Raw genomic sequence first — 24,114 nt, 5'->3', positions numbered from 1 at the left:
GCGATCGCCTTGGCGATCTAATACCGACGGTTGGCAAACCCATTGGTCTATGAACCAAGACTGGCGTCCGTTTGCGATCCGCCGTGGGGTGCATCGATTCCCATTTTGCGAGCACGTTTCGCCCACTGCGAACGGGCAAACTCTCGCATATCGGTTTTTGTGTCCGCCTCATCGACGATCTCGAGGCCTAATAACGTTTCCACGATGTCCTCCAGAGTGACCAATCCAGCGATCCCACCATAGTCATCGACCACCAGTGCCAGATGGTAGCGACTGGAAAGCATCTGATCGAACGCCCGCGTTAGTTGCAGCTTGTCAGAGACCGAATACAAAGGTCGCACAAGTTCCGATAGCTTGGTGTCATCCAAGTCCTTGCTGGCGGCAAGTAGGATTTCATCGCGAAGCACGAAGCCTGAAACATCATCGGGGGTTTCGCGAAAAATTGGGATCCGAGAGAAGGGAGATTTCTCATGCTGCTGCATGAACTCCCCGACCGTCATACTCTCAGGCAAAGTAAAAACGACGACGCGGGGTGTCATCACATCGCCAACTTCATTGTCGCGCATGTGCAGCAAATTGGCGAGAACTCGTGATTCTGTTTCATGGAGCTTCCCTGCCTTGCGACCGATTTCTGCCATCACTTTCAACTCTTCACGACTGAACTCCACCTCACCATGGCCGGAACCACCGAACATGCGAATAAACCAGACCACTGGCGTCATCATCCAAGTTAGTTTCTCCAACATAATACCGACGGCTGGAGCGAGCTTTCGCCAATGCTTGGCTCCCAGCGTCTTGGGAATAATTTCCGAAAGTACGAGTACGGCGAACGTCATCAGCGCCGCCGTCAGACCTTCGATCCAGCCTGCGTACCCCGAATCTTTAGCTAGTCCCGCGACTTCCTTGCCGACGCCGATAGACCCAACCGTATGAGCGATCGTGTTGAGCGTTAAAATTGACGTAAGTGGCCCGTCGACATGTAACTTGAGTTGCTCCCACCGCTTGCCTACCGCCGGGGCAGTCTTTTTCATGGTGGCAACAAATGGCTGACTGACGCTGAGCAGGACCGCTTCAAAAATCGAGCAGGCAAAGGAGATGAGAATGGCCAAGCAAAAAAAGATGATCAGCATCGTCCAGTTACCGCTGGTGGCGGAACCACCAGACGATGTCGCCACAGCAAGAAGACAATCAATATGCGGAGAGTTCACGCGGTTACTCGGCTGAGTGGAGAAAGTTTGAAAAAGAAGAACGTTAAGGAGCGATCAGAAATTTATTGTCGTCTTTCGCTCCACGGAGGCAGCATTTGCGCAGACTTTCGCAAAGCAAAAAGCGACTCTAAAACATCGCTCATTCCGAAGCCACTGCTAAGCATCGAAAAATGTTGGTGTCGCATTTACCCAGGGGCCGCCATGCGATCAGTAACCTTGACGGCCCGTCAATCCTCGTCTCACCAGTTTAGCGAAAGGCGTTCGCGAGATGAAGTGCAAGGTTCGCGGCTAGTGTTCAGCCACTTAGCAAACTACTTGTCTGGCAAAAATCGCTTTTTTCCCATCTTTACTCGTAATTCGCTGCACATCGCCTCACTACCTCCGCTGATCGTCAACAGAATCTTCAGCGCAAAAAGGGATGAAACAAAATGCGAACAAACGCGGCGACGAGCAATTTTGGCGTGTAAAATGAAGGTCCGTTAGTCGATCGATGCACATCCTTCAACCATCAATTTTTTGATAACATTCAAGTGGATCACCATAATCAAGCATTGATATGAAACTCATGATTTTTTTCACAACGCAACTCGCTGCTTGCCACTGGCACTGGCACTGGCACTGGCGGCATGTAATGCCCCGGATCAGCCTGCAGAGAGCGGTTCACGCAGTGCTACTGATATTCGCTAGCTTCACCACCATCGGTGACGCTAGCGGGAGAGAACCATTCGAAGCATTTCTCGCGAAGCACTGCATTAGTTGCCACGGCCCCGAGAACGAAGAAGGGGAACTGCGCATCGACCTGCTTTCCCGAAATTTTGAACTGGGCGGAGAATCGCATCGCTGGGCGGAGCTGATGGAGCGCGTCAATTCAGGAGAAATGCCCCCGGAAGATGAACCACAACCAACACAGGACGAGATCGCGAAATTTGTCACTAAACTCGATTCGTTGATTCGAGCAGGGAGAGCCGCGCGGATGGCAGCTCGGCCCGCAGTGGCGCATTACCGCCTGAGCCGCAAAGAATACCAAAACACGGTCTACGACCTGCTTGGCGTTCGCTACGACCCGACGCAGCCAGGTGAGTTGAATGAAGACACGCTGTGGCACGGCTACGAGCGAATTGGCTCAGAGCTGTCACTCTCATCATCACATATTGATCGTTATTACCGTGCCGCAGACACCATACTCGACCGGGCTTTCTCCGCCACCTCGCGTGAAGCTCGCAAGGTGCGGAAAACGGCTGCCGAGTTACGGTACGGCGGCGGTAGACCGCAGCAAGAAGCGTTGGATCGGCTCGACATCAAACGGCCGCTGCGCTACCTGCTCTTTCCCGGCCGCGTTCAAACCGCCTTTTCACCAGGTTGGTTCGGAAAAACAGGACCGCAAGATAGTGGGCTCTACAAAGTTTGCATCCAAGCTAGCGGGATTCGCCCGCCCGGCGGTCAGCCAGCCCACTTGAGTATCGGCAAAGTGACCGGCGCTGGTAGAGAAAACGTCACTGGCTTGATTGAATTTGACATCACCGCGCCAGAGGATTCCCCAGAGATCCACGAGTTTGAAGTGCTGCTGGAGATGCCAATAAATCTCGACTTTTGCGTGGTGGCCACCGATATGGTGGACGATAGGCAAGGCTCGGCATTCCGCAACGCGCTCACCAACAGGAACGGATATATTTTTACGCACAGCAGCGAACCACTGCTGTTAGACCCAAACGCTCCGCAGATGTTTGACGACAAAGGAAACGGTCTCTTTTCGACTGTCCTCCTCGATTGGATTGAGTGGGAAGGACCTCTGGTTACGGAAGCCGAGAAATCTCGACGCCATGGCGTGCTACCACCTGACGATGCGACGCTACAAGTCGTAGCCGAGCATCTGCAACGCTTTGCCCGCCGCGCTTGGCGAAGGCCAGTCGAACAAGCAGAGCTGGAGAACTACCTGCTGTCTTACCAAGCCGAACGCGACGCGGGCGAAGAACTGGTTGATGCCTACCGGATCGCGATGCAGGGTGTGCTAACATCAAGAAACTTTATCTACTTGGTCGAGGGCGAATCGGTCCCCCGGCAACGACTCACCGATTGGGAACTCGCCTCAAGGCTGTCGTATTTCCTCTGGAGTTCGATGCCCGATAATGCCCTCTTCGCAACTGCCGACGCTGCGGAATTGAAGGGCGAAAATCTTAAGCGGGAGATCGACCGCATGCTCACAGACCAACGCATCCAACGCTTTGTCGACGACTTCTCGCGACAATGGCTGCAACTGCACCGAGTGGGGATGTTTCCGCCCGACAAAAAGCTCTTTCCCGGCTATGACGATTGGCTCGAAACAAGCATGCGGAACGAGCCGGTCGAATACTTCCGCGAGATGTTTGCCAACAATCTGCCGCTGGATGACTTCATGGATTCCGACTGGACGATGGTTAACGCTCGGCTGTGCGATTTCTACGGGTTGCCCGAGCCAAATGCGAGTGGTTTTCAACGTGCCGAACTAACACCTGGGAATCACCGAGGAGGCCTGCTGACGATGGGCGCGGTGCTCGGTTTAACGTCCGACGGCACTCGCCATCGTCCCGTGCATCGCGGGGTGTGGCTCAGCGAAGCGATTTTCAACAAGACGCCACCACCACCTCCAGCGAATGTGGATCCGATCGAACCGGTTCCCCCGGAAGGTGAAAAAATCACGATTCGACAACGACTGGCCGTGCATGCCCAGATCGCCAACTGCGCGGCTTGCCATCGCAACATCGATCCACTCGGCTTTGCCTTTGACCAGTACGATGCCATAGGCCAGTGGCGGACGCACGAGAAAGTTGATGGTGGCAAAGGCCAAGATCCGCCAGTTGATGCTTCGGGGGTGCTACCCGATGGCCGCAAGTTTCACGACGCAAAAGACTTTAAACAATTGCTGCTCGAAGACCAGGATAACTTTACGCGAGCATTTATCGAACACCTTTGTACGTACGCCTTGCGCCGCGTACTCACCGTCGATGATGCGGATGATATCATGGCGATCTTTGTTGAAGCTAAAGCGAATCATTACGGAGTTAAAGATATCGTACGCGCGGTGGCGATGTCGGAACTGATGAAGAAGAGGTAGAGCGCTGAGTGAATGATTATTATTTAATGGAGATTGGAAAATGCAAAATAATGGCAGGGGTGAAACTCGAAAGTGAACGGATATGGAAGAGAGGCTGTTGGAGTTTGCGGTTCGAGTGGGGAAAGCGGTCGATGCTATGCCAGGCACCCGACTGGGCAAACACATCGCAGGTCAGCTTGTGCGGTCAGGAACTTCTCCGGCTCCCAATTATGCCGAACTGGGAGTTGTGCTGAAAGAACTGCGAGGAAGCTCAGTGTGGATACTCTTAATTGACTAATCAGAGCTAATCCCAGAACAACGTCTTGAGCTCTTGAGGAACGAATGGGACCAGCTCTGCAAAATAATCGCCAAATCACTAGTCACAGCTAAAGTAAATCTAACACACTCAAATAACAGCTAGCATTCTTCTATCTTCCCATTCTGCATTTTTCAGTTTCCAATAATAATTAGTCATTCTTTAACTCGCAAACCACAAGTACGACGCCGACACCCTCAGTCGACCCCGCCATCCTCAACCACTAACCACTAAAGGCTCCCCAATGAATTTCCTTTCTCAAGCTTGGTTGCTCAACCGTCGCCATGCTCTCCGTGCGATGGGCACTTTCATTTCACTGCCAATGCTGGAATGCATGTTCCCGCTGCGGGCTGCTGAACCGACTTCCTCGCCTCGCCGCAGCGCTTTTATTTACTTGGCCAACGGTGTCCACTCGCTAAACTACCAGATCACGGCTCCGGGCAAGGGGTATGAGTTTTCCCGGTCACTAAAGCCGCTGGAGAAATTCCGCGATGTGATCACACCGATCAGCGGGTTGCACCATCCAGGCGGACTCGGACATCATCATAATTGTATTAAGATCTGGTTGACGGGCGGCAAGCTAGGTCCCACGGATCGCAATACGATCTCGGTGGACCAGAGAATGGCAGAGGTTACTGCCCAGCACACGCGTTATCCTTCAATGGAGATCGCTATTAACCAGGAGTCGTTAGCCTGGACGGCTGACGGTGTGGGACTGCCTCCGCTGCGGCGTTGCAGCGAGATCTTCGCGTCGCTGTTCGAGAAGCCCAAAGGGGGCGTGGCAGCCCAGCGACGCAAGTTGCGTCGTAAAGCCAGCGTGCTTGACGACAACCTGGCTGAAGTGCGGCGGCTCGAGCAAAAAATGGGTGCCGCCGACAAAGGACGGCTGGAACAGTATCTAGCCTCGGTGCGAGAAGCCGAGATCCGCACGCGCCGGGCTGATGCTTGGCTCGACACGCCACTGCCCGAGATCTCGGACGCCGACCGTAAACGCACCAACCGCGACATCGCCGTGACCATGGCGGGAGACTACTTCCGCACGGTCTACGACCTGATGGTGCTCGCCTTTCAAACCGATGTGACTCGGGTGGCCACATTCAGCATGGGGGGCGAAGGCCAAGCGATTGCCATTCCGGAAATTGGTATCACAGAGTCTAGACACCAGCTTAGCCACCATGGCGGCGACGTTGGCTATATGGAAAAACTCACTAACTATGACACCTTTGCCATCGAGCAATTCAGCTACTTTTTGAAGCGTCTCGCGGAAACCAAGGACGTCAACGGCAAACCGCTGCTCGACTCGACGATGTCGCTGTTCGGCAGCGGCATGTCTTACGGCCACAGCCACGGTAACGCCAATTTGCCACTTGTGCTCGCTGGCGGTGCGGAGATGGGACTGCGTCACGGCAGCCATCTCGATTTCAACCAAGGCCACTTCGATGGTTACAACCTTGACCAACCCGCTGAACATTACCGACTGTGCAGTCGCCCGGCGAATCCGAAGGCTCACATGAGCAACTTACTGCTGATGATGGCGCAGCGGATGGGGGTCGAGATTGATCAATTCGGCGACAGCAATTCTGTTATTGAAGTATGATAGAGTTCTTGGTTTGATGACAAGACTGTCGATATATTAAAGTCACATAATCAAATCTTACATTTTTCGTGTCGCGCTCTTCGACAGCTACAAGCGGGCAGAATAAAATAATGGTTTATATAAACTTGATTCGAAATTTAGCCTTAGGAGCCAGCGTGTTTTGGCTGAGCCTTTCGTTGCTGGCCACCGCCACCAGCATCGCTGACGAACCGGAGCCGTTTCGCCCCGTAGCGGGCAAGTTTCCCCCTTTGGAAAAAGCCCACTCCTATCGGGGCGAAATTGTCTTTGTGGACCACGCCAACCGGCGGGGCAGCATTCGCGTTGAGGGGACTGGCAAATTTTATCGCAACGACCCGCAACCTTTCGCGATGCTTCCCTACGGCGCCATCCAATATCACGGCGCAGCGGCGGCCCTGCGCGATATCCCGCTCGGCACCGTGATGCACGTCCGCGGCTTTCTACCGCCCGATCCGATGATTTCCGCCGTGCCCGTCTTGCCGATTGACAACAAGAACAAAGATGCTGGGCATTATCGCGGCATTGGCACCGCACCTGCCGAAAACCATCTGCTGCTGCTGGAAGACGAGCCCAGCCACTGCCTGCGACAGGGAATGGTCTGGAAGCTCAAAGAAGTAAAACTGGAGAACAACGCAGGGATAATCATTGCCAGCCGAGAACCAAAGGGGGCCGAAGAGTTCGAGCCTGCTGAGGAAGAGTTGACCTTCGACGCCGCCACCCGCATCTGGCGCGGCCGCGAACGGATCACCATCGCCGACATGGTCACAGAAGACGCTTGGCCCTCCCGCGGGAAGAAAGATCTCGGCGAGCAGGAAGTCTTGCTGGGGATCACTTGGAGGCCCGCGGCGGGAGATGGACTCAGCGGCGCCTTTACTCGCTTTCACATCTCTGACATCTGGCTGGACGACGCCTCCATCGAACATGCCGCTCAACTTCAAACCGAATCACACAATGTGTTCATTCGCAGTCGCTGGATGCCAGGCTGGGTTGATGCGGTGGAATATGGCAAGTTTGGTCGCGCGACGGTCACTGCGACGTTATTCGGAGGGATGGATCCTTCGCTCTATGCCGACTTTCGGACGGGGATCACGGCACAAATCAATGGAGCCGAGAACACCTTGAAACACACCTCCGGCCACTACGGCCCGGGCCACATGGCCTCAAATGGCAAGATCCTTAATGTCACCAAAGCAACTGCAGAAATTCCGCTCGGCAGCAGCGGCATCCAAATCCAGTTTGAGACCGACCTAATCATCGAAGGCATTCGCCCCACGCGAATTGTCCGTATTCGCCCAGAAAGCTGGCCCAAGATGCAATTGCCTCGTGAGGAATACCTTTTTAACAATAGCCACGAAGACCGTTTTCCCTCACCGGCCATCTTTCCCAAATACTAACCAACCATCAAAACTTCGCCGCATACACCTCGAGAGCAGGCGCGATCACGATTGATAGTGAGGAAATAGGCAGCGGGGGGGGACGCAGATGAAAGGGATCACTTGCCCATGCCTTGGCTTAACTTTGTTTTGCAGCTAGTCGGCTAAGTCCTTTTTTGCCAGCGTGGTGATTGCATCGGTATGCTCCTGCCACAAGGCAGCGAGTTCCCGCACCTTGCCTGGCATCTTCGCTGCGAGATTACGTTGCTCGGCGCGGTCCGTCCTGAGATCATAAAGCTCCCAGTCAGTATCCCTCGCGGCGACAAGCTTCCAGTCCCCGACGCGAATGGCGCGATGCCCCTCGTGCAACCACCACAAACTGTCTCGAGCGACAATCACGTCTTTCGCGAACGCAGGTACGAGGCTGCGCCCGGGCGCAGCCGGAATCGGCTCGCCGTCCCACTCCCGCGGCTTTTCGATACCGACTAGCTCCAGAACGGTGGGCACGAAGTCGATGACATGGCTGGGTGTGTGACGCAACTCACCGCGGGCCGCGATACCCGCCGGCCAGTGTGCAATGAAGGGCGTTGCGCAACCCCCTTCGTGAGTCCAGGTTTTGTGACGCCGGAAAGGGGTATTGCAAGCGCTCGAGAAACCTGGCCCCAGACACAAATAACTGGCGGCGCTGCCGAGAGGCGCAGTTGGATCGTGACCGCCGTCCCGCACCATGATTTCAGCGCTGGCTCCGTTGTCCGAAGCGAACAGGATCAGTGTATTGTCAAAAACGTCCATTGCTTTCAGTTGCTCAACAACGCGGCCGATCTCTCGGTCCATGCGATCGACCATCGCGGCATGAATGGCCATCTTGGTAGCCTGAAAGCGGCGCTGCTGATCGGTCAATTCACTCCACGGCAGCGGACGGTTGACCTCACCCGGCCCAAGTTTTGCGATCGCCTCAGGGAAGGCATAGGGTGGCCCCACCTCAGGCTCTAACTCCGACAAGGTTGTCGTGACCAGCCCCATCTGCTGTTGCCGTGCAAAGCGTGCTTGGCGCATTTTGTCCCAGCCGTCGAGATAACGATCACGATACCTCTCAATGTCCTCGGGCAAGGCGTGTAGTGGAAAGTGAGGTGCGATAAAAGCCAAGTAATGAAAGAATGGCTTGGCTGCGTGATTGGCAGCATGATCCTTCAAGCATTCAATAGCGTGATCGGCGGTGGCAATGGTGCTGTAATAGCCGCTCTCATCCGCAAGCGGTGTCACAGGTTTATCATCAATGAAGTTGCCTTTGGCTGTAAAGAAATTGCCTTGATTGCGAATGTTGAGCGATCTGTGAAAACCACCAGCAAGCACCTTGCCATCGATATGCCACTTGCCGCTGTGATAGTTGCGATAGCCGGCCGAATTGAGGAAATCGGGAAGCAACCGAGCCCACTTCTGCCGCACCCCTTGTCCACCACCGTTGACGTCGGGCAACTTGTCTCGATGAATCTGCTGCGCGTAATAGCCTGTCAGCAGCGAACCGCGGGTGGGCCAGCATCGTGCCGAGTTGTAAAACTGCGAAAATCGCAAGCCGTTCCGCGCCAGGCCATCGAGGTTGGGTGTCGCTATTTCGCCACCATAGCAACCGAGATCGGAGTAACCCGAATCATCGGCGAGAATAAAAACGATGTTCGGTTTATCCGCCGCGAAAAGCGATCCGCAAAACAGGACGGTTATTGCGGTTGCTATGCAAATAATTTGTTTCATGATTCTCGTTTGTGCAGTGAAATCGCCCAGTCAGTTTCCCTCCATCTCCGCGGCAATGATACCAGAAAACCAGCTTGGATTCAGGTTCTGACCAGCAACGATCGGCCCGTACACTGGGGCTGATCGAGCGGCTTCGAACACGGACCGGTCGCAGGGATGCATATGCCAGCCAAAAACAACCCGTTTAGATGATGCGAGTTCGTGCCCCACACGCTACTATGTGCTGCTGGATTCGCCAAGCAATTAACTGACCATCAGCGTAAAATAACGCGGCAGAGCAGTCCCATTCGCCTTCGGCAAACCGACAAGCGAACAACGAAAGCCATTTGCATGCGCGCGACTGACCGGACGATGAATGAAAGCTCACGCGAGGATCTGATTTACTCAGCCCTTGAAGAGTAATCGCTGGCCAATACGCTTTTACCTGCGGCTGCTTCCCTTTTCGCAGCTTGCCTGGCACGCCAATCGGCATTGCCTAAATTGTCAGGTCGGTTGACCAATGACCGCTTATAATGACGCAAATGACAAACACCTCCCCCCCCATTCGTTACCGCCGCAAGATCACTGGCATGTCGGCGATCTTGCTACCCATGTTGTCCAAAACAGAAATCGACTGGCCCGGCCTGCGCGAGCATATCGGGCGGACTGCGGAGGCGGGATTGGTCCCCGCCGTAAACATGGACACCGGTTATGGAAACCTGATCAGCTCCAGCGAACGTCTCGAAGTCTTGCGAGCGACGCAGGAAACCGTGGCCGGACGTCCCTTCATTGCGGGTGCCTTTGTTGGTGACCAACCGGGAGCGGCTTTCGATTTCGACCAGTACCGCGCTCGGATTGACGAAATCTTAACTTACGGCGGCACACCAATAATTTTCCAGAGCTATGGATTAACACAACAGCCTGCCAGTCAATTGATCGATGCTTATGCGAGAATCGGCCAGTACGCAGGATCATTCTACGCCTTTGAACTGGGGACCATGTTCGCGCCATTCGGCGCCATCTACGACCTGGAAGTTTACGAACAGCTAATCCGGATCCCTCAATGCTTAGGCGCCAAGCATTCATCGTTAAACCGCCGACTGGAATGGCAGCGACTCGCACTGCGGGACGCCGTTCGCCCTGAATTCTTAGTGCTAACAGGAAATGACTTGGCGATCGATATGGTGATGTATGGCAGCGACTACTTGCTCGGCCTGAGCACCTTTGCACCGAGCGAGTTTGCTCGTCGCGACGCGATGTGGGAGCAAGGTGATAGTGATTTCTACGAACTCAACGACTTATTACAGTATCTTGGTTTTCTTGCCTTCCGAGCACCGGTCCCCGCTTACAAACATAATGCCGCCCAATTCCTGAAGCTCCGAGGTTGGCTCCAATCTTCGTGGATCTATCCCGGCAGCCCACAACGCCCAGAATCGGACGTCGCCATTTTGAAAGATATCTTGCAAAGACTTGATTCCTAAAACGACCTCAAAAAATCGCGGAATAGCCGCATGGCGATTAAATAACCCGAGCAAACTGGTATAACGTCTGGGGCGATACCACCGATGGTTTTGTTTCAATCGAAAAAGTGGAAATAGCTTGATGCTCTTCAACATTGTGCGGGCCACCTGCCTACCACTGATCTGGCTTTTGTCACAAGTTTGCAGCCCATGTTTTGGTAGCGAAACGGACACGCTGCCTGACATGGTGATCTTCCTCTCAGATGATCACACCTGGCGAGACTCGTCGGTTTACGGCTCACCGGACATCGAGACGCCAAACATGCAGCGACTGGCCGATGCTGGCATGACGCTGGATAACGCATTTGTCGCCTCCCCGTCGTGTGCCCCCAGTCGCGCGGCCTTATTGACCGGGCTGTACCCACCACGCAATGGTGCCGAAGCAAATCACGCTCGCCCGAATGCAAATTTGAAAAAGCTGCCCGCATACCTGCAAGAACTTGGATACGAAGTTGCCTCCTTCGGTAAAGTGGGGCATTATCAACAGACGCCCGAATATGGCTTTGATGTCGCCCTGCATTTCACCTATCACGATGATGTTGCAGTCGATGAGGCCATCATGTGGCTGCGGATGCGCGAGTCTAAAAAACCATTGTGCCTATTCGTGGGCACGAACTGGCCGCACGTTCCCTGGCCGGAAGATGTCAGCGCCATCGCCTCCCGAGAGTTGGTCATCCCGCCCCATCATGTGGACACGCCAATTTCGCGGCTTTGGCGGGCCAAATATGTGGCTGCGATTCGCACCATGGATATTGAACTGGGCAAGGTTTACGACGCCGCGCGGCAAGTTCTGGGAGAAAAGGTTTTTTTTCTCCACACCAGCGATCATGGCGCGCAGTGGCCCTTTGGAAAATGGAACCTGTACGACGACGGCATCCGCACGCCAATGATCGTATCGTGGCCTGGAAGGGTCGCAACCGGAAAGCGCAGTGACGCACTGGTTTCCTGGATCGATGTGCTGCCGACTTTACTGGAGGTCGCCGGACAAGAACCACCGGACGCCATTGACGGTCGTTCGTTTCTCGGAGTGCTAACCGGAAAATCCGAATCTCATCGTGATTGTATCTTTACCACACATAGTGGAGATGGCGACTTTAACGTCTTTCCAATGCGGTCGGCACGGACGCTTGACGGTTGGAAATATGTTCGCAACCTGCACCCCGAGTTTCGTTTCGGGAGTCATGTCACCAAGACGATTGCAGACAATGGCTACTGGCCAAGCTGGCTCGACATAGCCGCAACCGATGAGCAGGCAAAAAGACTAGTGCAACGTTACCTACAGCGTCCGGCTGAGGAATTATATAACATCACAAATGATCCTTATGAACAAACAAATCTGATCGAGGATGCCAGCCAACACGCACGTGTCGCCAGTATGCGTCAAAGATTGGACGCATGGATGAAAGAAACTGGCGATACGCAAAGTGTCTTCGGCCAGCCCCAATTGATATCAACGGAGAACAAGCCCAACATCATCACGGTCTTTATCGACGACATGGGCTGGTCCGACCTGTCATGCTACGGCGGTACGCAAACGACGACTGAGCACATCGATCGACTCGCCAGTGAAGGGCTACGATTTACAAACTTCTATGTCAATTCGCCAATCTGCTCACCCTCGAGAGTCGCTCTTTCGACCGGCCAGTACCCGCAACGACACCGGATTAGTTCTTACCTTGCCAATCGCCAAAGTAATCGAGACCGTGGCATGGCACAGTGGCTCGACAAAGACGCTCCCATGCTGGCTAGGGAATTGCAACAGGCGGGATACGCCACCGGACACTTTGGCAAATGGCACATGGGGGGCCAGCGTGACGTCGGTAACGCGCCACTCATAAACAAATATGGGTTCGACCGCAGTTTGACCAATTTTGAAGGTCTCGGACCACGCGTATTGCCACTCAAAGATGCCTATGATGGTCGACCGCCAAAGCGGCACGATTTGGGCTCCGCCAGTCTCGGTCGCGGTCCCATTCGCTGGGAAGACCGTAGTCAGATTACCGCGGCCTTCGTTGACGAAGCAATGCAGTTCATCGATCACGCGCAAACCACCGACCAACCGTTCTTCGTCAACCTTTGGCCCGATGATGTTCATTCACCATTCTTTCCCCCGCAAGAGTTGAGAGACCAAACCGACGGCAGAAAACGGCAACTCTATTACGCTGTGCTGGACGCCATGGACCAACAGTTAGGCAAACTGTTTGATCGTGTGCGAAATGACCCAGATCTCCGCGAAAACACGCTGATCCTGATCATGAGCGACAATGGTCACGAAGAGGGTGCCGGGGCCTCCGCTCCATTGCGAGGAGCGAAAACGTGGCTTTATGAAGGTGGAATTCGTTCACCTTTGATCGTCTGGGGGCCCGGATTGGTCTCCAAGTCAGCGGTCGGTACCAGTAACGATGCGGCCGTTTTGTGCGCGCTGGACATCAATCGCTCACTCTATACTTTAGCCGGCATTGCTCCTGACGTCCCACTTGACGGCGAAGCCGTTTTGCCCACGCTGCTTGGTCACTCAGCCGCGGGCAGGCAAGCACCGATCTTTTGGCGTAGGCCACCCGATCGCCCCGGCCGTGCTGACGAAGATAATCCCGACCTGGCGGTTCGCGATGGGGACTGGAAATATTTAGTGAATTATGACGACAGCCAACCACAGTTATACAACTTGATCGCCGACCCTGCCGAGTCCAACAACTTGGTGAAGGCTTATCCCGATATCGTTAGCCGGTTGCACGAAGCGGTGACCAAGTGGAACGCCCAAATGCCGCGAGATGCGGGTGACCCACAATGGCAAAGTTCGGCGAAAGTCGGCTCGCTGAAACCGAATGAATTTGTCAATCCAATTGGCGAAGGTGCCGACCCCTGGGTGATTCGAGATCCAAACGCACCGCGTTATCTCTGGTGCATGTCGGAAGCCAATCGAGCAATCGCGATTCACACCAGTGACATCGTCAGCTCCATGGGCCGCAAACATATTGTATGGAAAGCTCCGGCAACCGGCCCGGTGTCGCAGCAAATTTGGGCCCCCGAATTGCACTACTTGGACGAGCGATGGCACATTTATTTCGCCGCGTCAGACGGGGACAATGCAAACCATCTAACCTATGTGCTCCGCTCCCAAACGAGCGACCCTTTGGGTGATTATGAATTGCACGGCCCACTTGCCACCGGCGACGGCGAAGATGGACGCTCGCCAAACCTGTGGGCGATTGACATGACCGTTTTGCAACACAACGGCCGACGCTACGCCCTTTGGTCAGGTTGGGATCAACCAGGCTCGGACCAGCAATATCTTTACATTGCACCACTGGAATCACCAATCAAGCTCGCCGGTCCGCGCGTGCGAATTTGCAATAACGACGACCATTTGTGGGAACGCATTGAGCCAGACAAATTCAAACGCGGATTACACGAAGCGCCCCAGGTGTGGCAGACTGACAAGCAAACCGCGGTCGTCTATTCCTGCGGTGCTTCTTGGTTGCCTACTTACAAATTGGGCTTGCTCGAACTTGTCGGTGAAGATCCCCTGTTACCGTCCTCCTGGAGGAAACGTGCGAAGCCGGTATTTACCGCATCGCCGTCAACGTTCGGAGTTGGCCACTCCTGTTTTGTCCAATCTTTGGATGGTCAAGAATGGTGGCATGTCTTCCATGCGAAGCGGCAACGCGCACCAGGCTGGCAACGAGCAATTTTTGCCCAGCCAATGCGAGTGGACAGTGAAGGGTTTCCCTTGTTCGGAGAACCAGTCTCTGCTGGCAAAGCGCTGGCCAAACCGGCGGGCGACAGACGATCACGAGCTAACTTTTCCCTAGATGCTTATCAATACTTTGGCCATCATCAATATATAACCAGCACCGAAAAATCAATCAGGCTGGGCAAAGTTCCGCCTCAACCGATCAACGCGTATCGTGCCGGCGAGAAAGTTGTTTTTACTGGCGATACTCCCAAGAATCTTACCGTAAATGTCACAATCGACTTTCAAGGTAATGCCGAGGGAAGGGATGCTGGCATTCTGTTTCGCACAACTGCTGCATCGATTGGCTACGATGCCCAACGAGGATACTTTGCGGGCCTGATCCCGCGCAGCCAACTGGTCATACTCGGTCGCACCGACGGCAATACCTGGCAAGAGCTGGGCAGGGCCAAGACGACGATCGACACCAACAAGCTGCAGCGTCTAACGGTCCAAGTTGTTGACGACCAAATTATCGTATCGCACAACGCCGAACAACAGATTCAGCACGTTGACGCGACTTATGACCGAGGCGCGGTAGGACTTCGAGTCGTCGACACCGATGCGATTTTTCATAAGCTGGAGGTCAGCGTACAGCCGGAGAACTAAATGCCCGAGCGAGAACCACCTCACTCGTCCGCCAACAACTTGACCATCGCTTTACCCATGGCTTCTCCAACGTTCATGTAAGTCTCGGCGTTTCCGCCGTAATGGCTTCCCGAATTGCCGCCCTTGGAGAGCGGATGGGTGTAAACGGTGGCCACATTCCCTTGGAACCGCGGGTATTTCCCTGATTCGCCATCGACAGCCATCATCGCGTCAAGAATTTTCCCGCCATTGTCGGTGTCTCCTTGCTTAGTCTGCCCGAGCGTGGCGCAAACAAACTTTGCCCGCGGCGCGTTAAACTCTTTGCGAAGCTGCTCAATGAGATGAACCAGATTCTTTTCATACCGACTGGCAAGAGCCGCGCTGCGACTGTCTCGATCACCTTGCCACCAAAAGAAACCAGCCACTTCGTATGCGTTCGCACCGGGATAATACTTATCGAGTTCAGCCAACACGCTTTTTGCGCGAGCGATATCCCCGTCATACTGCATGCCCGCATACCAGTTGATCTTCTTCGGCTCCGTCCCCTTTTCCCAGCGCTCAGGAGTGCCTCCATACCCAGGGTGCACCCAGGTGGTGCCCTTATCGTCGGTAAACTCAAAGCCCTCGCTCCCGGGCGGCAGTAAATCCCAGCCCAGCGCGCGATTCCCAATGCAGCTTTTGAGGATCATCACGGGCGAGTCAAGAGCGTGCCCCAGCTGATATCCGATGCCAATTTCAGGACCGATGGCTTTTCCTTTGACGGTCATCCATTCGTTGTTGAACAGCTTCATGCCACCGGTGCCGCTTCCCATCACGCGGACGTTGCGCACATCTTTACGCTCGGTCCACGCTCCAGCTTCATCAACTAAGTATGGATAAAGGCGTTTTTCTTTAACAGCGGGCTCGAGCGCCCCGTCGCCGCCGTTGATCTTGCCAAAACCAAGCATGTTCGACTGGCCCAGCAACACATACACTTGCACCGGTTTGCTCATGTCCGCCGGCTCCCCATCGGGTGCGGGAAGTTGACCGCTATCCCCGCCGTGAGCTAGGTGCGGTGCGCAAAACACTACTGTAAGCAAACATTTCAGCATCAGAATAAACAAGAGCCTATTGAGCATGGGTTTTCCTCGATGTCGGCTAGTGAATTGATTTCGTCGTAGATTCATTTTAACTAGAAAAAGGAAGGCTAGTTTACTGGCCATTTGCGGCGGGCGTGACACCAAGGAAGAAAGCGAGCTCGACCATCAGTCTCTCCAATGGACTCATCGCTTCGCGCTCCGCTAGCACTTCGCGAGCCAACGCCGGATAGTCGGTGATCAAGTTGTCAACTCCGCGGCTGACCATTGCAGACATCGTGTAAGCATCATTCACGGTCCAGGCTGAGACTGTTTTTTGACGGCCATGAGAGGTCCGCACAAACCTGCGAGTCGCCAACTTGCTGCTGACCGCCAAGAAGTCGGCTTTGGCTCGCGTCAAATCCCCCACAGAAACTGCGGTCAATAATCCCACGGTCCATTCGGGACGCCGAGATTTCACTTTTTCGATTCCGTCCATTTGCAACGACATGATGACAATCTCAGAGCCCATATCATACTGCTCCACCATCTCGATCACTCGATTCTCAAGATCTTGCGTGTGCCCGTAGTATTTCAGTTCTATATTTACCCCAACTTTGCCTTTACACAACCGCAGCACTTCGTCAAGCGTCGGAATGCGTTCGTCTCGAAAGCGTTCATCGAAATAGCTTCCGATATCGACTTTCCGCAATTCCTCAGCCGTGGCGGCCCAAATTTTCACTGGATTGCCTGCCACTTTTGCCAGGTCACTATCGTGGGCGACTATCACGACCCCGTCACTCGATTCTTGCACGTCGATTTCAATCCAATCCGCCCCATCTCTAATCGCATATCGAATCGCAGCCAGCGTATTCTCGGGAGCTACCCCAGCACCGCCACGATGCGCGGTGATCTGGACCTGATCCTTCAATTCAATACTACGAATCGCCAGCCCTCCGATCACCCCGGCCAACAACAAACCGGCCAGGCTGATGACCACGATGCGAAAACGAGTTAATTCAGGCAGTTTCCAGGACGAATCGGTTGCCATCGGTTCCGGCAAACGAAACGTTGCGGGTTTTGAGACGGCCGCGTAGGTAATACCAAGCAACGACGCGCAAGAAGCATTTGCGAGCATGCTAACGGAAAAGTTCACGAGCGCCGCGAGTGCCATTGCCGAGCCCACCGATATGGTTAACGCCCAAAGGCTAAATCCCCCGATGGAAACCAAATTTTGGCAGAGCTTTACGGTGGCAAAGTTCAGCGCAAACGCGAGCGAAATGTTAATCACAGCCCACCACACGAACCGTCGCAAGATCGCCGAGCGTTTTCCAGCGGCGCGATGCTCACTCTCTTTCATCGCGGCGACTGGTGCGTACCCCTCGAACACGAGCAAAGGCGAGGCAAACACCCAACCGGCGAGCCTCCGTAATAACAGAGCAGCCAACCCCATTAACAGGCCACCAATTAACAGACCGGCAATCCAAAACACTGGTGGTTTACGTGTCAAGTAAAAATTGATGTCGCGTTCAGTGAGCAGCAGCCAAAAAATCGCTCCCCCACCGAACAAAAAGGGGAGTGCAATCATCCCGAGCCGGGCCACCACGCGACTTGTCAGACGCAACAGGCCAGCCCCTTTGGTCATCACAAACAACAATGCTTGCCGCGGTGCAACCTCTTTTTCCTGCTCCGCGGCCAAGCAAATGGTCATCAACATCGCTTGCTCGAGCACGAACACGCACAAGACGGCTCCACCAACCGTGATAAAAGCAAGCACACCAAGAGGATGCAACAGAAAACGCGCGATATCGACATCGGCCAAGACATCGCGGCCGGAAACGTAGAGGAATAATCGAAATAACAGACTGACGATCGGCGTCAACAACAATACGCTGGTCGCTTTGAACAACAAGTCGCTGACGACCAAGTTGCTCCCACATGCCGACAGGTTGGTAAGTACTTTTCTGAACACTTTAACTTCTAAATTTGTGGCGAGAGGAATTATTCAAAGTTGGTTGCCCTCTTGGAAACTAAGGTTAACATAAGTGAATACGGTCAACACGGCTGTCAGCCACACCTCATTTTCACCAAAAATCCCCATGCGACCTTTCCTACTGACTTGCCTGGTAACTTTTTTCCTGCCCTTCTGCAGCGAGGAGCGAGCATCCGCCGACGAAGGCTCAGTGCGTGAGGCTATTAATGCTTATGTAATTGCCTTCAACAGTAAAGACCTTAAGACGATTGAGACGCTGTGGGGGAAGAACGCCATCCATGTCGATCAGCAAAGTGGTGAGCGAACAACAGGTCGTGGCGATATCCTCAGGGATATCCAATCCGTTTTTGAGAATTCGAACACCCTCAGCCTCGCGGGCTCGGTCGAGAATGTAAGAATGATCAAGGACGATGTGGCAACCGCAGACGGCACGGTGATGCTGTCCACTGGCGGGATCCCCACGGTCAACCATTTCTCCGCCATTTTGCTGAAACGCGATGGACAGTGGACGATCGATACGCTGGAGGAACGAGCTATCAATCCACCAGCGACGGCTGCCAATGCTTTGCGGGAACTTGACTGGTTGATGGGCGAGTGGCAAGACACGACCAGCGAAACCCAGGTGCGAGTTTTGGTGAAATCGGCGATCGGTGGATCATTCCTAGTCCGCTCATTTGAAGCCAATGGAGACGACGGCGTGCCCCTCCAAAGCACGCAAATTATTGGCTGGGATCCCCGTGCCCAGCATTTCCGCTCCTGGACGTTTAATGCTGATGGCTCATTTGGTGATGGTCTTTGGACGAGGAACAATGATCAATGGCTGATCAAGAGCTCGCAAACTCTGGCAGACGGACGAGCCGCATCGGGAACTTACGTGATGACCCTCCAAAATGCGGACGCTTTCACTGTGCAGCTGATCGGACGGGAAATCGAGGGGGAGCCCCAACCCGCCTCAGAGGTCGTTACCGTGAAGCGAGTCATCGAAGAAGCCAATTCAACAACAACCACTCCCAACTCAAACTAACAGGCCTGCGTCTCATGAGGATTCTTGCATTCTGCGCAGCGCTACTCGTGTTCGCGACCTTCAACCTGCAGGCCACGACAACTTTTGGATTTAAAGGTGGAGGTGGGAACAAAGGCGGTGGTCGCGTCGGCGGAGCCCCAGCTGGCGGTCGCCGCCCGGCAAGCATGCCACACATGGGTGGGGGCAGCCCATCTCGCCCCGCAATGCCAACTCCCCGTCCGCCGGTTACGCGCCCCGCTGTTTCGCGCCCAAACGTTTCGCGCCCAAACATCTCGCGCCCAAACATCTCGCGCCCAAATCCCAATCGACCAACAACACTCCCCAGCCTGCCAACCGCGCGTCCCACAGCTCCCCAAACTCGACCCACACGACCAGGCGGGAATGGAATCAGCGGCGGCATGAAGCCATCGCTTCCGCCATCCAGCAACCGGCCGACCACGCTGCCGGGATATAAACCGACGACGAGGCCCGAGGTAAAGCCTGGTGTACGACCCGATGTGAGACCCGGCGCTAGACCCGCAGTACGACCAAATTTCCCCAGCTTGGGCGGCGGGCCCAGCTTGGGCGGCGGGGCAGGGCGACCTACCACTTTACCCGGCACGGCCAACCGCCCGTCAGTAAATGACGTGGGTGATTTCCTGGGGATCTCTGGCGGGCTAAAGCCAGCCGATCGACCCAATTTGGGAAACCGCCCAACAACCCTTCCAGGCACAATCAGGCCAACAGATCGGCCCAGCACCTTGCCCTCCCGACCATCCAGTCGACCCACTGGAATTCCTGGACGCCCAGGTGCCAACCCAAGACCGATCAACGTCGGCAATATCAATATTGGCAATTCGGTCATCAACAATCGGCCGAACTGGGTGCAAATCGACAACAATCGACTCAACGCGATCAACAATCGCTGGCAAACGCAAATCGGCGGTCTGCACGGTTGGGCGACAACACATCCAGCGCGCATCAATTACTGGAATAGCTGGGGCAATAAAGTACGCCGCAACTGGCGAGGCTACGGCTATCACAATCAGTGGTTTGCCGGGGATTGGTGGTATTCTCATCCCGGCGGTCTGTGCCGCTGGCATTACTACCACAGATTCAACAACTATCCTTGGAATTACTGGTGGCGACGTCCGACTTGGGTCGTTGCATCAAGTTGGTTTAGTTGGTCGGCGCCGTCCGCAGTCTGGTCACAGCCTGTTTATTACGACTACGGAACTGGAGGAAACGTCACCTTCCAAAACAATTACGTTTACATCGATAACGAGCAAGTTGCCACGACCAGTGAATTCGCCGAAAGTGCCGCGGCGCTGGCCACGGTAGCACCTCCAGAATCTGAAGAGCAAGCAGCGACCGCCGAGTGGCTTCCACTGGGCACGTTTGCTCTATCAACGCATAAAGCTGATGTCACACCTACCAGAGTCTTGCAACTAGCAGTAGATAAATCGGGCATCATCTCGGGAACGCTTTACAACCAGCAAACAGACCAAGCGGATGCTATCCAAGGCCAAGTTAACAAAGAAACCCAGCGGGTCGCTTTCAGAATTGGCGAAAGCGATACGATCGTTGCCGAGACGGGGCTCTATAACCTCACACAAGATGAAGCCCCGCTATTGATTCATTTCGGCTCGGAACGCGTCGAGCAATATGTTCTGGTCCGCCTAGAATCGACGGAGGAAGGCGCGACGGATGACACTGCATTGCAACCATGAATCAGCCACGCCATTTGAACAAGAAATGGCGGGGCGAAAAGCAATTACAATCCCAGCGGTAACAAGCTAGGGCCTGCGGCGATAAACTTACTCACCCTGGCCCATCGAAAATCCGGGGCTACCATCAAAGTTGCAGAGATTTTCCGTCTTGATGATGTCCAACCCCGCGCCGCTAATTCGCTGCATCAATTCTAACACCGCTGAATAACTAATGACTTCCGCGGTCGCTCGGAACCGGCAACGCCAGTGATCGGTACAAAACGTCTCCGGCATTCCTCCCGGGTATACCTTGACGCCACGGTTGGTGATCAAACTTAACTTGAGTTGCTCAGTCTCCGCGGCCAGCAATCGCTCCGCCAACACGTTGGGATCCCGATTTGCCTCATCCCAGTCAAGAAATAAATCGACGCCCACCAAACTCTTCTGACTTAGCTTGGGCGTGTAAGTGACTTGTATTGGGTGCGATTGATAAGAAACCGGCGCAAGGACTTTCGGTTTTTCCCCGAGTCGCTCAATCACGGCGTTCGCAAAATCATCGGTGCCAACTTCCTTAGCACTGAGCATTTCGCGGTAGACATCCGGCGTGTGGATTCCGTCTTCGATTGCACAAAGCCAGGCGTTCTTGATTTTCTCCGCATGGTCTGCCAACCCCATTTGCACCAGCATTTGCGTCGCGGCGATCAGCAACCCAGACGGATTGGCAATGCCCTTGCCGGCGATGTCCGGTGCCGATCCATGAACGGCTTCAAACATCGAGGCCTGCTCGCCCACATTTGCCGACGAAGCAAAACCGATCGAACCCGCAATCTGCGCGGCAATATCGGAGAGGATATCGCCATACAGATTCAACGTAACGATAACATCGAAGATCTCAGGACTGGCGGCCAGCCTCGCCGCGCCAATGTCAATGATAAAGTGATTGGTCTCAATGTCAGGGTACTCGACCGCAACTTCATCAAACACTTGGTGAAAAAGACCGTCGGTCAGCTTCATGATATTGTCTTTGGTCATGCAGGTGACCTTTTTGCGACCATAAGCACGCGCGTATTCGAACGCATAACGAATGATCTTTTCGCATCCCGGTCGAGTCACCAACTTAAGCACCTGATGCACTTCGTTGGTCTGACGATGCTCAATCCCCGCGTACAAGTCTTCTTCGTTTTCACGAACAATGACCAAGTTCATACCCGGATGGGACGAAGCGACCGAGGGCGCGTACGCTTTCACCGGCCGCACGTTGGCAAACATATTCAACGACTTGCGAATCGTCACGTTGACGCTTTTGAAGCCTTTGCCTTGGGGCGTCATCACCGGGCCCTTCAGCAAAATGCCGTGCTCGCGAATTAAATCCCAAGCCTCGGCGGGAATCCCCGAGGTGTTGCCACTCTCGAAGACCGTTTGCCCAACCTTGACGGAGTCCCATTCGATTGGCGTGTCCGCAGCCTCAAGGATCCGAAGGGTCGCCCGCGTGATCTCCGGCCCAACCCCATCGCCTTCCGCAACAACGATACGCCCTGCCATAAATGTAACTCCGCGAAGTATCAGGTAGCTGAAATGATGCCGGCCGCGCCCACCGATCCAAGGATTCTGGCACAACAGGCGTAAAAATTTTCGTGAATTCTAATGCGCTGTTCAATCACGGTCAATCCGAGAAAAACGCGATTATAAACGTCGAGTGCCGTTACATCAGCAGGCCTCCACCTAAACATCTGCCACCACCCCCGTGCTGTCAGCAAACGAATCGGTGGCGACCCCCAGTCGCTGGAGCATGGTCACAAACAGATTCGACAGCGGTTGATCCTCGCCCTTCGCTTTGTCTTGCCAAGGCTCTCGCTTGCCCAGCCAGGGACCGCCCTGGAAATCCATTCCAGCTCGATTGACGTATCGCTGGTGCCGAAATCCCAGTTGTTTTCCACCAGCAAGAATGAGCGGATAATTGCGGGACAGGTGAAAAGCACTCGAAGCCGAACCGAACAGCAGCAGCGTATTGTCGAGCATGCTCCCCGTGCCCACCGGTTCGGGCGTCGCTTTGAGTTGACCAACAAAGCGGCCAAATTCTTCATTGAGAAACTGGCAATAAATCCCGAAGTTCTTCCAACCGTCAGGATGCTTCGTCTCGTGCGACAACTGGTGCGCCAAGTTAAAGCCGACAGCCCGCGCGAGGTGATCACTCCGCCCCACGCCGTTTTCACGACCAATCTGGTAAGTTGCCACGCGCGTCGTGTCGGTCTTGAACGCGAGGTAAATCAGCTCAAACATCGTCCGCAAATAATCACGCGGCTCGTCAGTGCTCAGCTCCAAATTCAAATGCTCACCGTCAACGCTCGGCAGTGGTGCGTTCAGCCAATGCTTTGCTTTCTCCACCTTAACCTCGGCCTGCCGCACCGAGTCGAGATACTCATCCAACCTATGACGATCATCAGTCGACAGCATTTGCCGCAGCGAGCGGGCGTCAGCCAACATGTCATCGAGCGCGCTGCGGCTAAGCTCCAAACGTTTCGCAGAGTCCCCATCACTTTTGACAAACAGCATGTCAAAAATCTGTTTAGGACGATGCTCGGCGGGAATGGGACGACCGTTGCGATCAAAAGAGAGCGTATGAGCGCCGCGGGCAGTTCCCGTTCCGCCATCGGTCGACATGACCAACGAGGCAAGACGAGTCTGCGCCCCCACGTGGTGGGCGTACACTTGGTCCAATGAAATCGTATTCTGATACTCCGTATCGCCACCACCCGTTGCCGCCGCAGTGAGAAATTGATCGGCGTTATTGTGTCCATGCACGTTTCGCGATCGGGCGTGTGAGAAGCCCGACAAAACCGTCAAGTCGCTTTTCAACGGCTCCAGCGGCTGCATACATTTCGTGAACTTGAATTCGCCATCGCTGCCGTGCGGAAACCAAGCCCATTCTTGGTAAGCCGGATCCTCGGGCAACGGCATGGGTACGCCATCGGGAAAATAAAAACAGCCCAAGCGTTTTGGATTAACGACATCCCCTTCCGCGCGAGCAACCGAGTGCGTGAAAGATCCAAACATGGGAAGAGCCAGTGCGACGCCGCTCCCACGCAAAAATCTTCGCCGATCAATTTGCTGCATTTTCCAGTTCATACAATTATCCTTGTGTCATACTTTCAGGAACGAGCGGTGTGCATAGTCGCCTTTCAGCCGCAACGCGTTACCCTCCG

General features: G+C 54.4%; 13 protein-coding genes. 7 read left to right on the top strand and 6 right to left on the bottom strand.

The features are described from left to right. Window positions 1-47 precede the first annotated feature (47 nt). Window positions 48-1,208 carry a CNNM domain-containing protein gene (locus tag SH139x_RS05060; RefSeq protein WP_488354200.1) on the bottom strand — a complete coding sequence of 387 codons (1,161 nt, stop codon included), beginning with the start codon at window positions 1,206-1,208 and terminating at the stop codon, window positions 48-50. A gap of 565 nt (window positions 1,209-1,773) precedes the next feature. On the opposite strand from SH139x_RS05060, the gene SH139x_RS05055 reads away from it, so the two are divergent. The 3 genes from SH139x_RS05055 to SH139x_RS05045 all read left to right on the top strand — a co-directional run bounded on the left by SH139x_RS05055 (window position 1,774) and on the right by SH139x_RS05045 (window position 7,603). Further along, window positions 1,774-4,299 (top strand): DUF1592 domain-containing protein, encoded by a 2,526-nt coding sequence (locus tag SH139x_RS05055; RefSeq protein ID WP_488354199.1) that lies wholly within the window; start codon window positions 1,774-1,776, stop codon window positions 4,297-4,299. Between the two features lie 539 nt (window positions 4,300-4,838). Beyond that, window positions 4,839-6,191, top strand: coding sequence for a DUF1552 domain-containing protein (locus SH139x_RS05050; protein ID WP_488354198.1), 1,353 nt, complete (start codon window positions 4,839-4,841; stop codon window positions 6,189-6,191). A gap of 110 nt (window positions 6,192-6,301) precedes the next feature. Further along, window positions 6,302-7,603: a hypothetical protein gene (locus SH139x_RS05045; protein ID WP_488354197.1), complete on the top strand. Its 1,302-nt coding sequence runs from the start codon at window positions 6,302-6,304 to the stop codon at window positions 7,601-7,603. Window positions 7,604-7,738: 135 nt separating this feature from the next. Here the strand turns inward: SH139x_RS05045 and SH139x_RS05040 are convergent, their stop codons facing one another. Then, on the bottom strand, window positions 7,739-9,331 hold the full coding sequence (locus tag SH139x_RS05040) for an arylsulfatase (RefSeq protein ID WP_488354196.1): 1,593 nt from the start codon (window positions 9,329-9,331) through the stop codon (window positions 7,739-7,741). Between the two features lie 521 nt (window positions 9,332-9,852). Here SH139x_RS05040 and SH139x_RS05035 point away from each other — a divergent pair. Together SH139x_RS05035 and SH139x_RS05030 are read left to right on the top strand one after the other, a co-directional pair. Then, window positions 9,853-10,791, top strand: coding sequence for a dihydrodipicolinate synthase family protein (locus SH139x_RS05035; RefSeq protein WP_488354195.1), 939 nt, complete (start codon window positions 9,853-9,855; stop codon window positions 10,789-10,791). A gap of 121 nt (window positions 10,792-10,912) precedes the next feature. Further along, a complete protein-coding gene (locus SH139x_RS05030) occupies window positions 10,913-15,172 on the top strand; it encodes a sulfatase-like hydrolase/transferase (RefSeq protein WP_488354194.1) in 4,260 nt (1,419 codons plus the stop codon). A 20-nt stretch (window positions 15,173-15,192) separates the two neighbouring features. Here the strand turns inward: SH139x_RS05030 and SH139x_RS05025 are convergent, their stop codons facing one another. After that, on the bottom strand, window positions 15,193-16,269 hold the full coding sequence (locus SH139x_RS05025; RefSeq protein WP_488354193.1) for a sialate O-acetylesterase: 1,077 nt from the start codon (window positions 16,267-16,269) through the stop codon (window positions 15,193-15,195). A 73-nt stretch (window positions 16,270-16,342) separates the two neighbouring features. Beyond that, complete coding sequence (locus SH139x_RS05020; protein ID WP_488354192.1) at window positions 16,343-18,178, bottom strand: glycerophosphodiester phosphodiesterase family protein; 1,836 nt, start codon at window positions 18,176-18,178, stop codon at window positions 16,343-16,345. 127 nt (window positions 18,179-18,305) lie between these two features. On the opposite strand from SH139x_RS05020, the gene SH139x_RS05015 reads away from it, so the two are divergent. Both SH139x_RS05015 and SH139x_RS05010 read left to right on the top strand, forming a co-directional pair. Then, window positions 18,306-19,223 (top strand): YybH family protein, encoded by a 918-nt coding sequence (locus SH139x_RS05015; RefSeq protein ID WP_488354191.1) that lies wholly within the window; start codon window positions 18,306-18,308, stop codon window positions 19,221-19,223. Window positions 19,224-19,963: 740 nt separating this feature from the next. Beyond that, window positions 19,964-20,932, top strand: coding sequence for a hypothetical protein (locus SH139x_RS05010; RefSeq protein ID WP_488354190.1), 969 nt, complete (start codon window positions 19,964-19,966; stop codon window positions 20,930-20,932). An 87-nt stretch (window positions 20,933-21,019) separates the two neighbouring features. Here SH139x_RS05010 and SH139x_RS05005 read toward each other — a convergent pair whose 3' ends face one another. Further along, a complete protein-coding gene (locus SH139x_RS05005; protein WP_488354189.1) occupies window positions 21,020-22,453 on the bottom strand; it encodes an NADP-dependent isocitrate dehydrogenase in 1,434 nt (477 codons plus the stop codon). A 180-nt stretch (window positions 22,454-22,633) separates the two neighbouring features. Further along, on the bottom strand, window positions 22,634-24,037 hold the full coding sequence (locus tag SH139x_RS05000) for a DUF1552 domain-containing protein (protein WP_488354188.1): 1,404 nt from the start codon (window positions 24,035-24,037) through the stop codon (window positions 22,634-22,636). Window positions 24,038-24,114: the final 77 nt, after the last annotated feature.

Origin of the sequence: Kothea flammea (assembly GCF_052161645.1) — a bacterium.
Taxonomy (GTDB): Bacteria; Planctomycetota; Planctomycetia; order Pirellulales; family Pirellulaceae; genus Laterigemmans.
Note: the sequence above shows the minus strand (reverse complement) of the source record. Positions and strands in the feature narration are given on the sequence as shown.

Coding starts and splice junctions, on each gene's coding strand:
- SH139x_RS05055 (WP_488354199.1), top strand. CDS start 1,774: ATGATTTTTTTCACAACGCAACTCGCTGCTTGCCACTGGCACTGGCAC.
- SH139x_RS05000 (WP_488354188.1), bottom strand. CDS start 24,037: ATGAACTGGAAAATGCAGCAAATTGATCGGCGAAGATTTTTGCGTGGG.
- SH139x_RS05035 (WP_488354195.1), top strand. CDS start 9,853: ATGACAAACACCTCCCCCCCCATTCGTTACCGCCGCAAGATCACTGGC.
- SH139x_RS05025 (WP_488354193.1), bottom strand. CDS start 16,269: ATGCTCAATAGGCTCTTGTTTATTCTGATGCTGAAATGTTTGCTTACA.
- SH139x_RS05030 (WP_488354194.1), top strand. CDS start 10,913: ATGCTCTTCAACATTGTGCGGGCCACCTGCCTACCACTGATCTGGCTT.
- SH139x_RS05050 (WP_488354198.1), top strand. CDS start 4,839: ATGAATTTCCTTTCTCAAGCTTGGTTGCTCAACCGTCGCCATGCTCTC.
- SH139x_RS05040 (WP_488354196.1), bottom strand. CDS start 9,331: ATGAAACAAATTATTTGCATAGCAACCGCAATAACCGTCCTGTTTTGC.
- SH139x_RS05045 (WP_488354197.1), top strand. CDS start 6,302: ATGGTTTATATAAACTTGATTCGAAATTTAGCCTTAGGAGCCAGCGTG.
- SH139x_RS05005 (WP_488354189.1), bottom strand. CDS start 22,453: ATGGCAGGGCGTATCGTTGTTGCGGAAGGCGATGGGGTTGGGCCGGAG.
- SH139x_RS05015 (WP_488354191.1), top strand. CDS start 18,306: ATGCGACCTTTCCTACTGACTTGCCTGGTAACTTTTTTCCTGCCCTTC.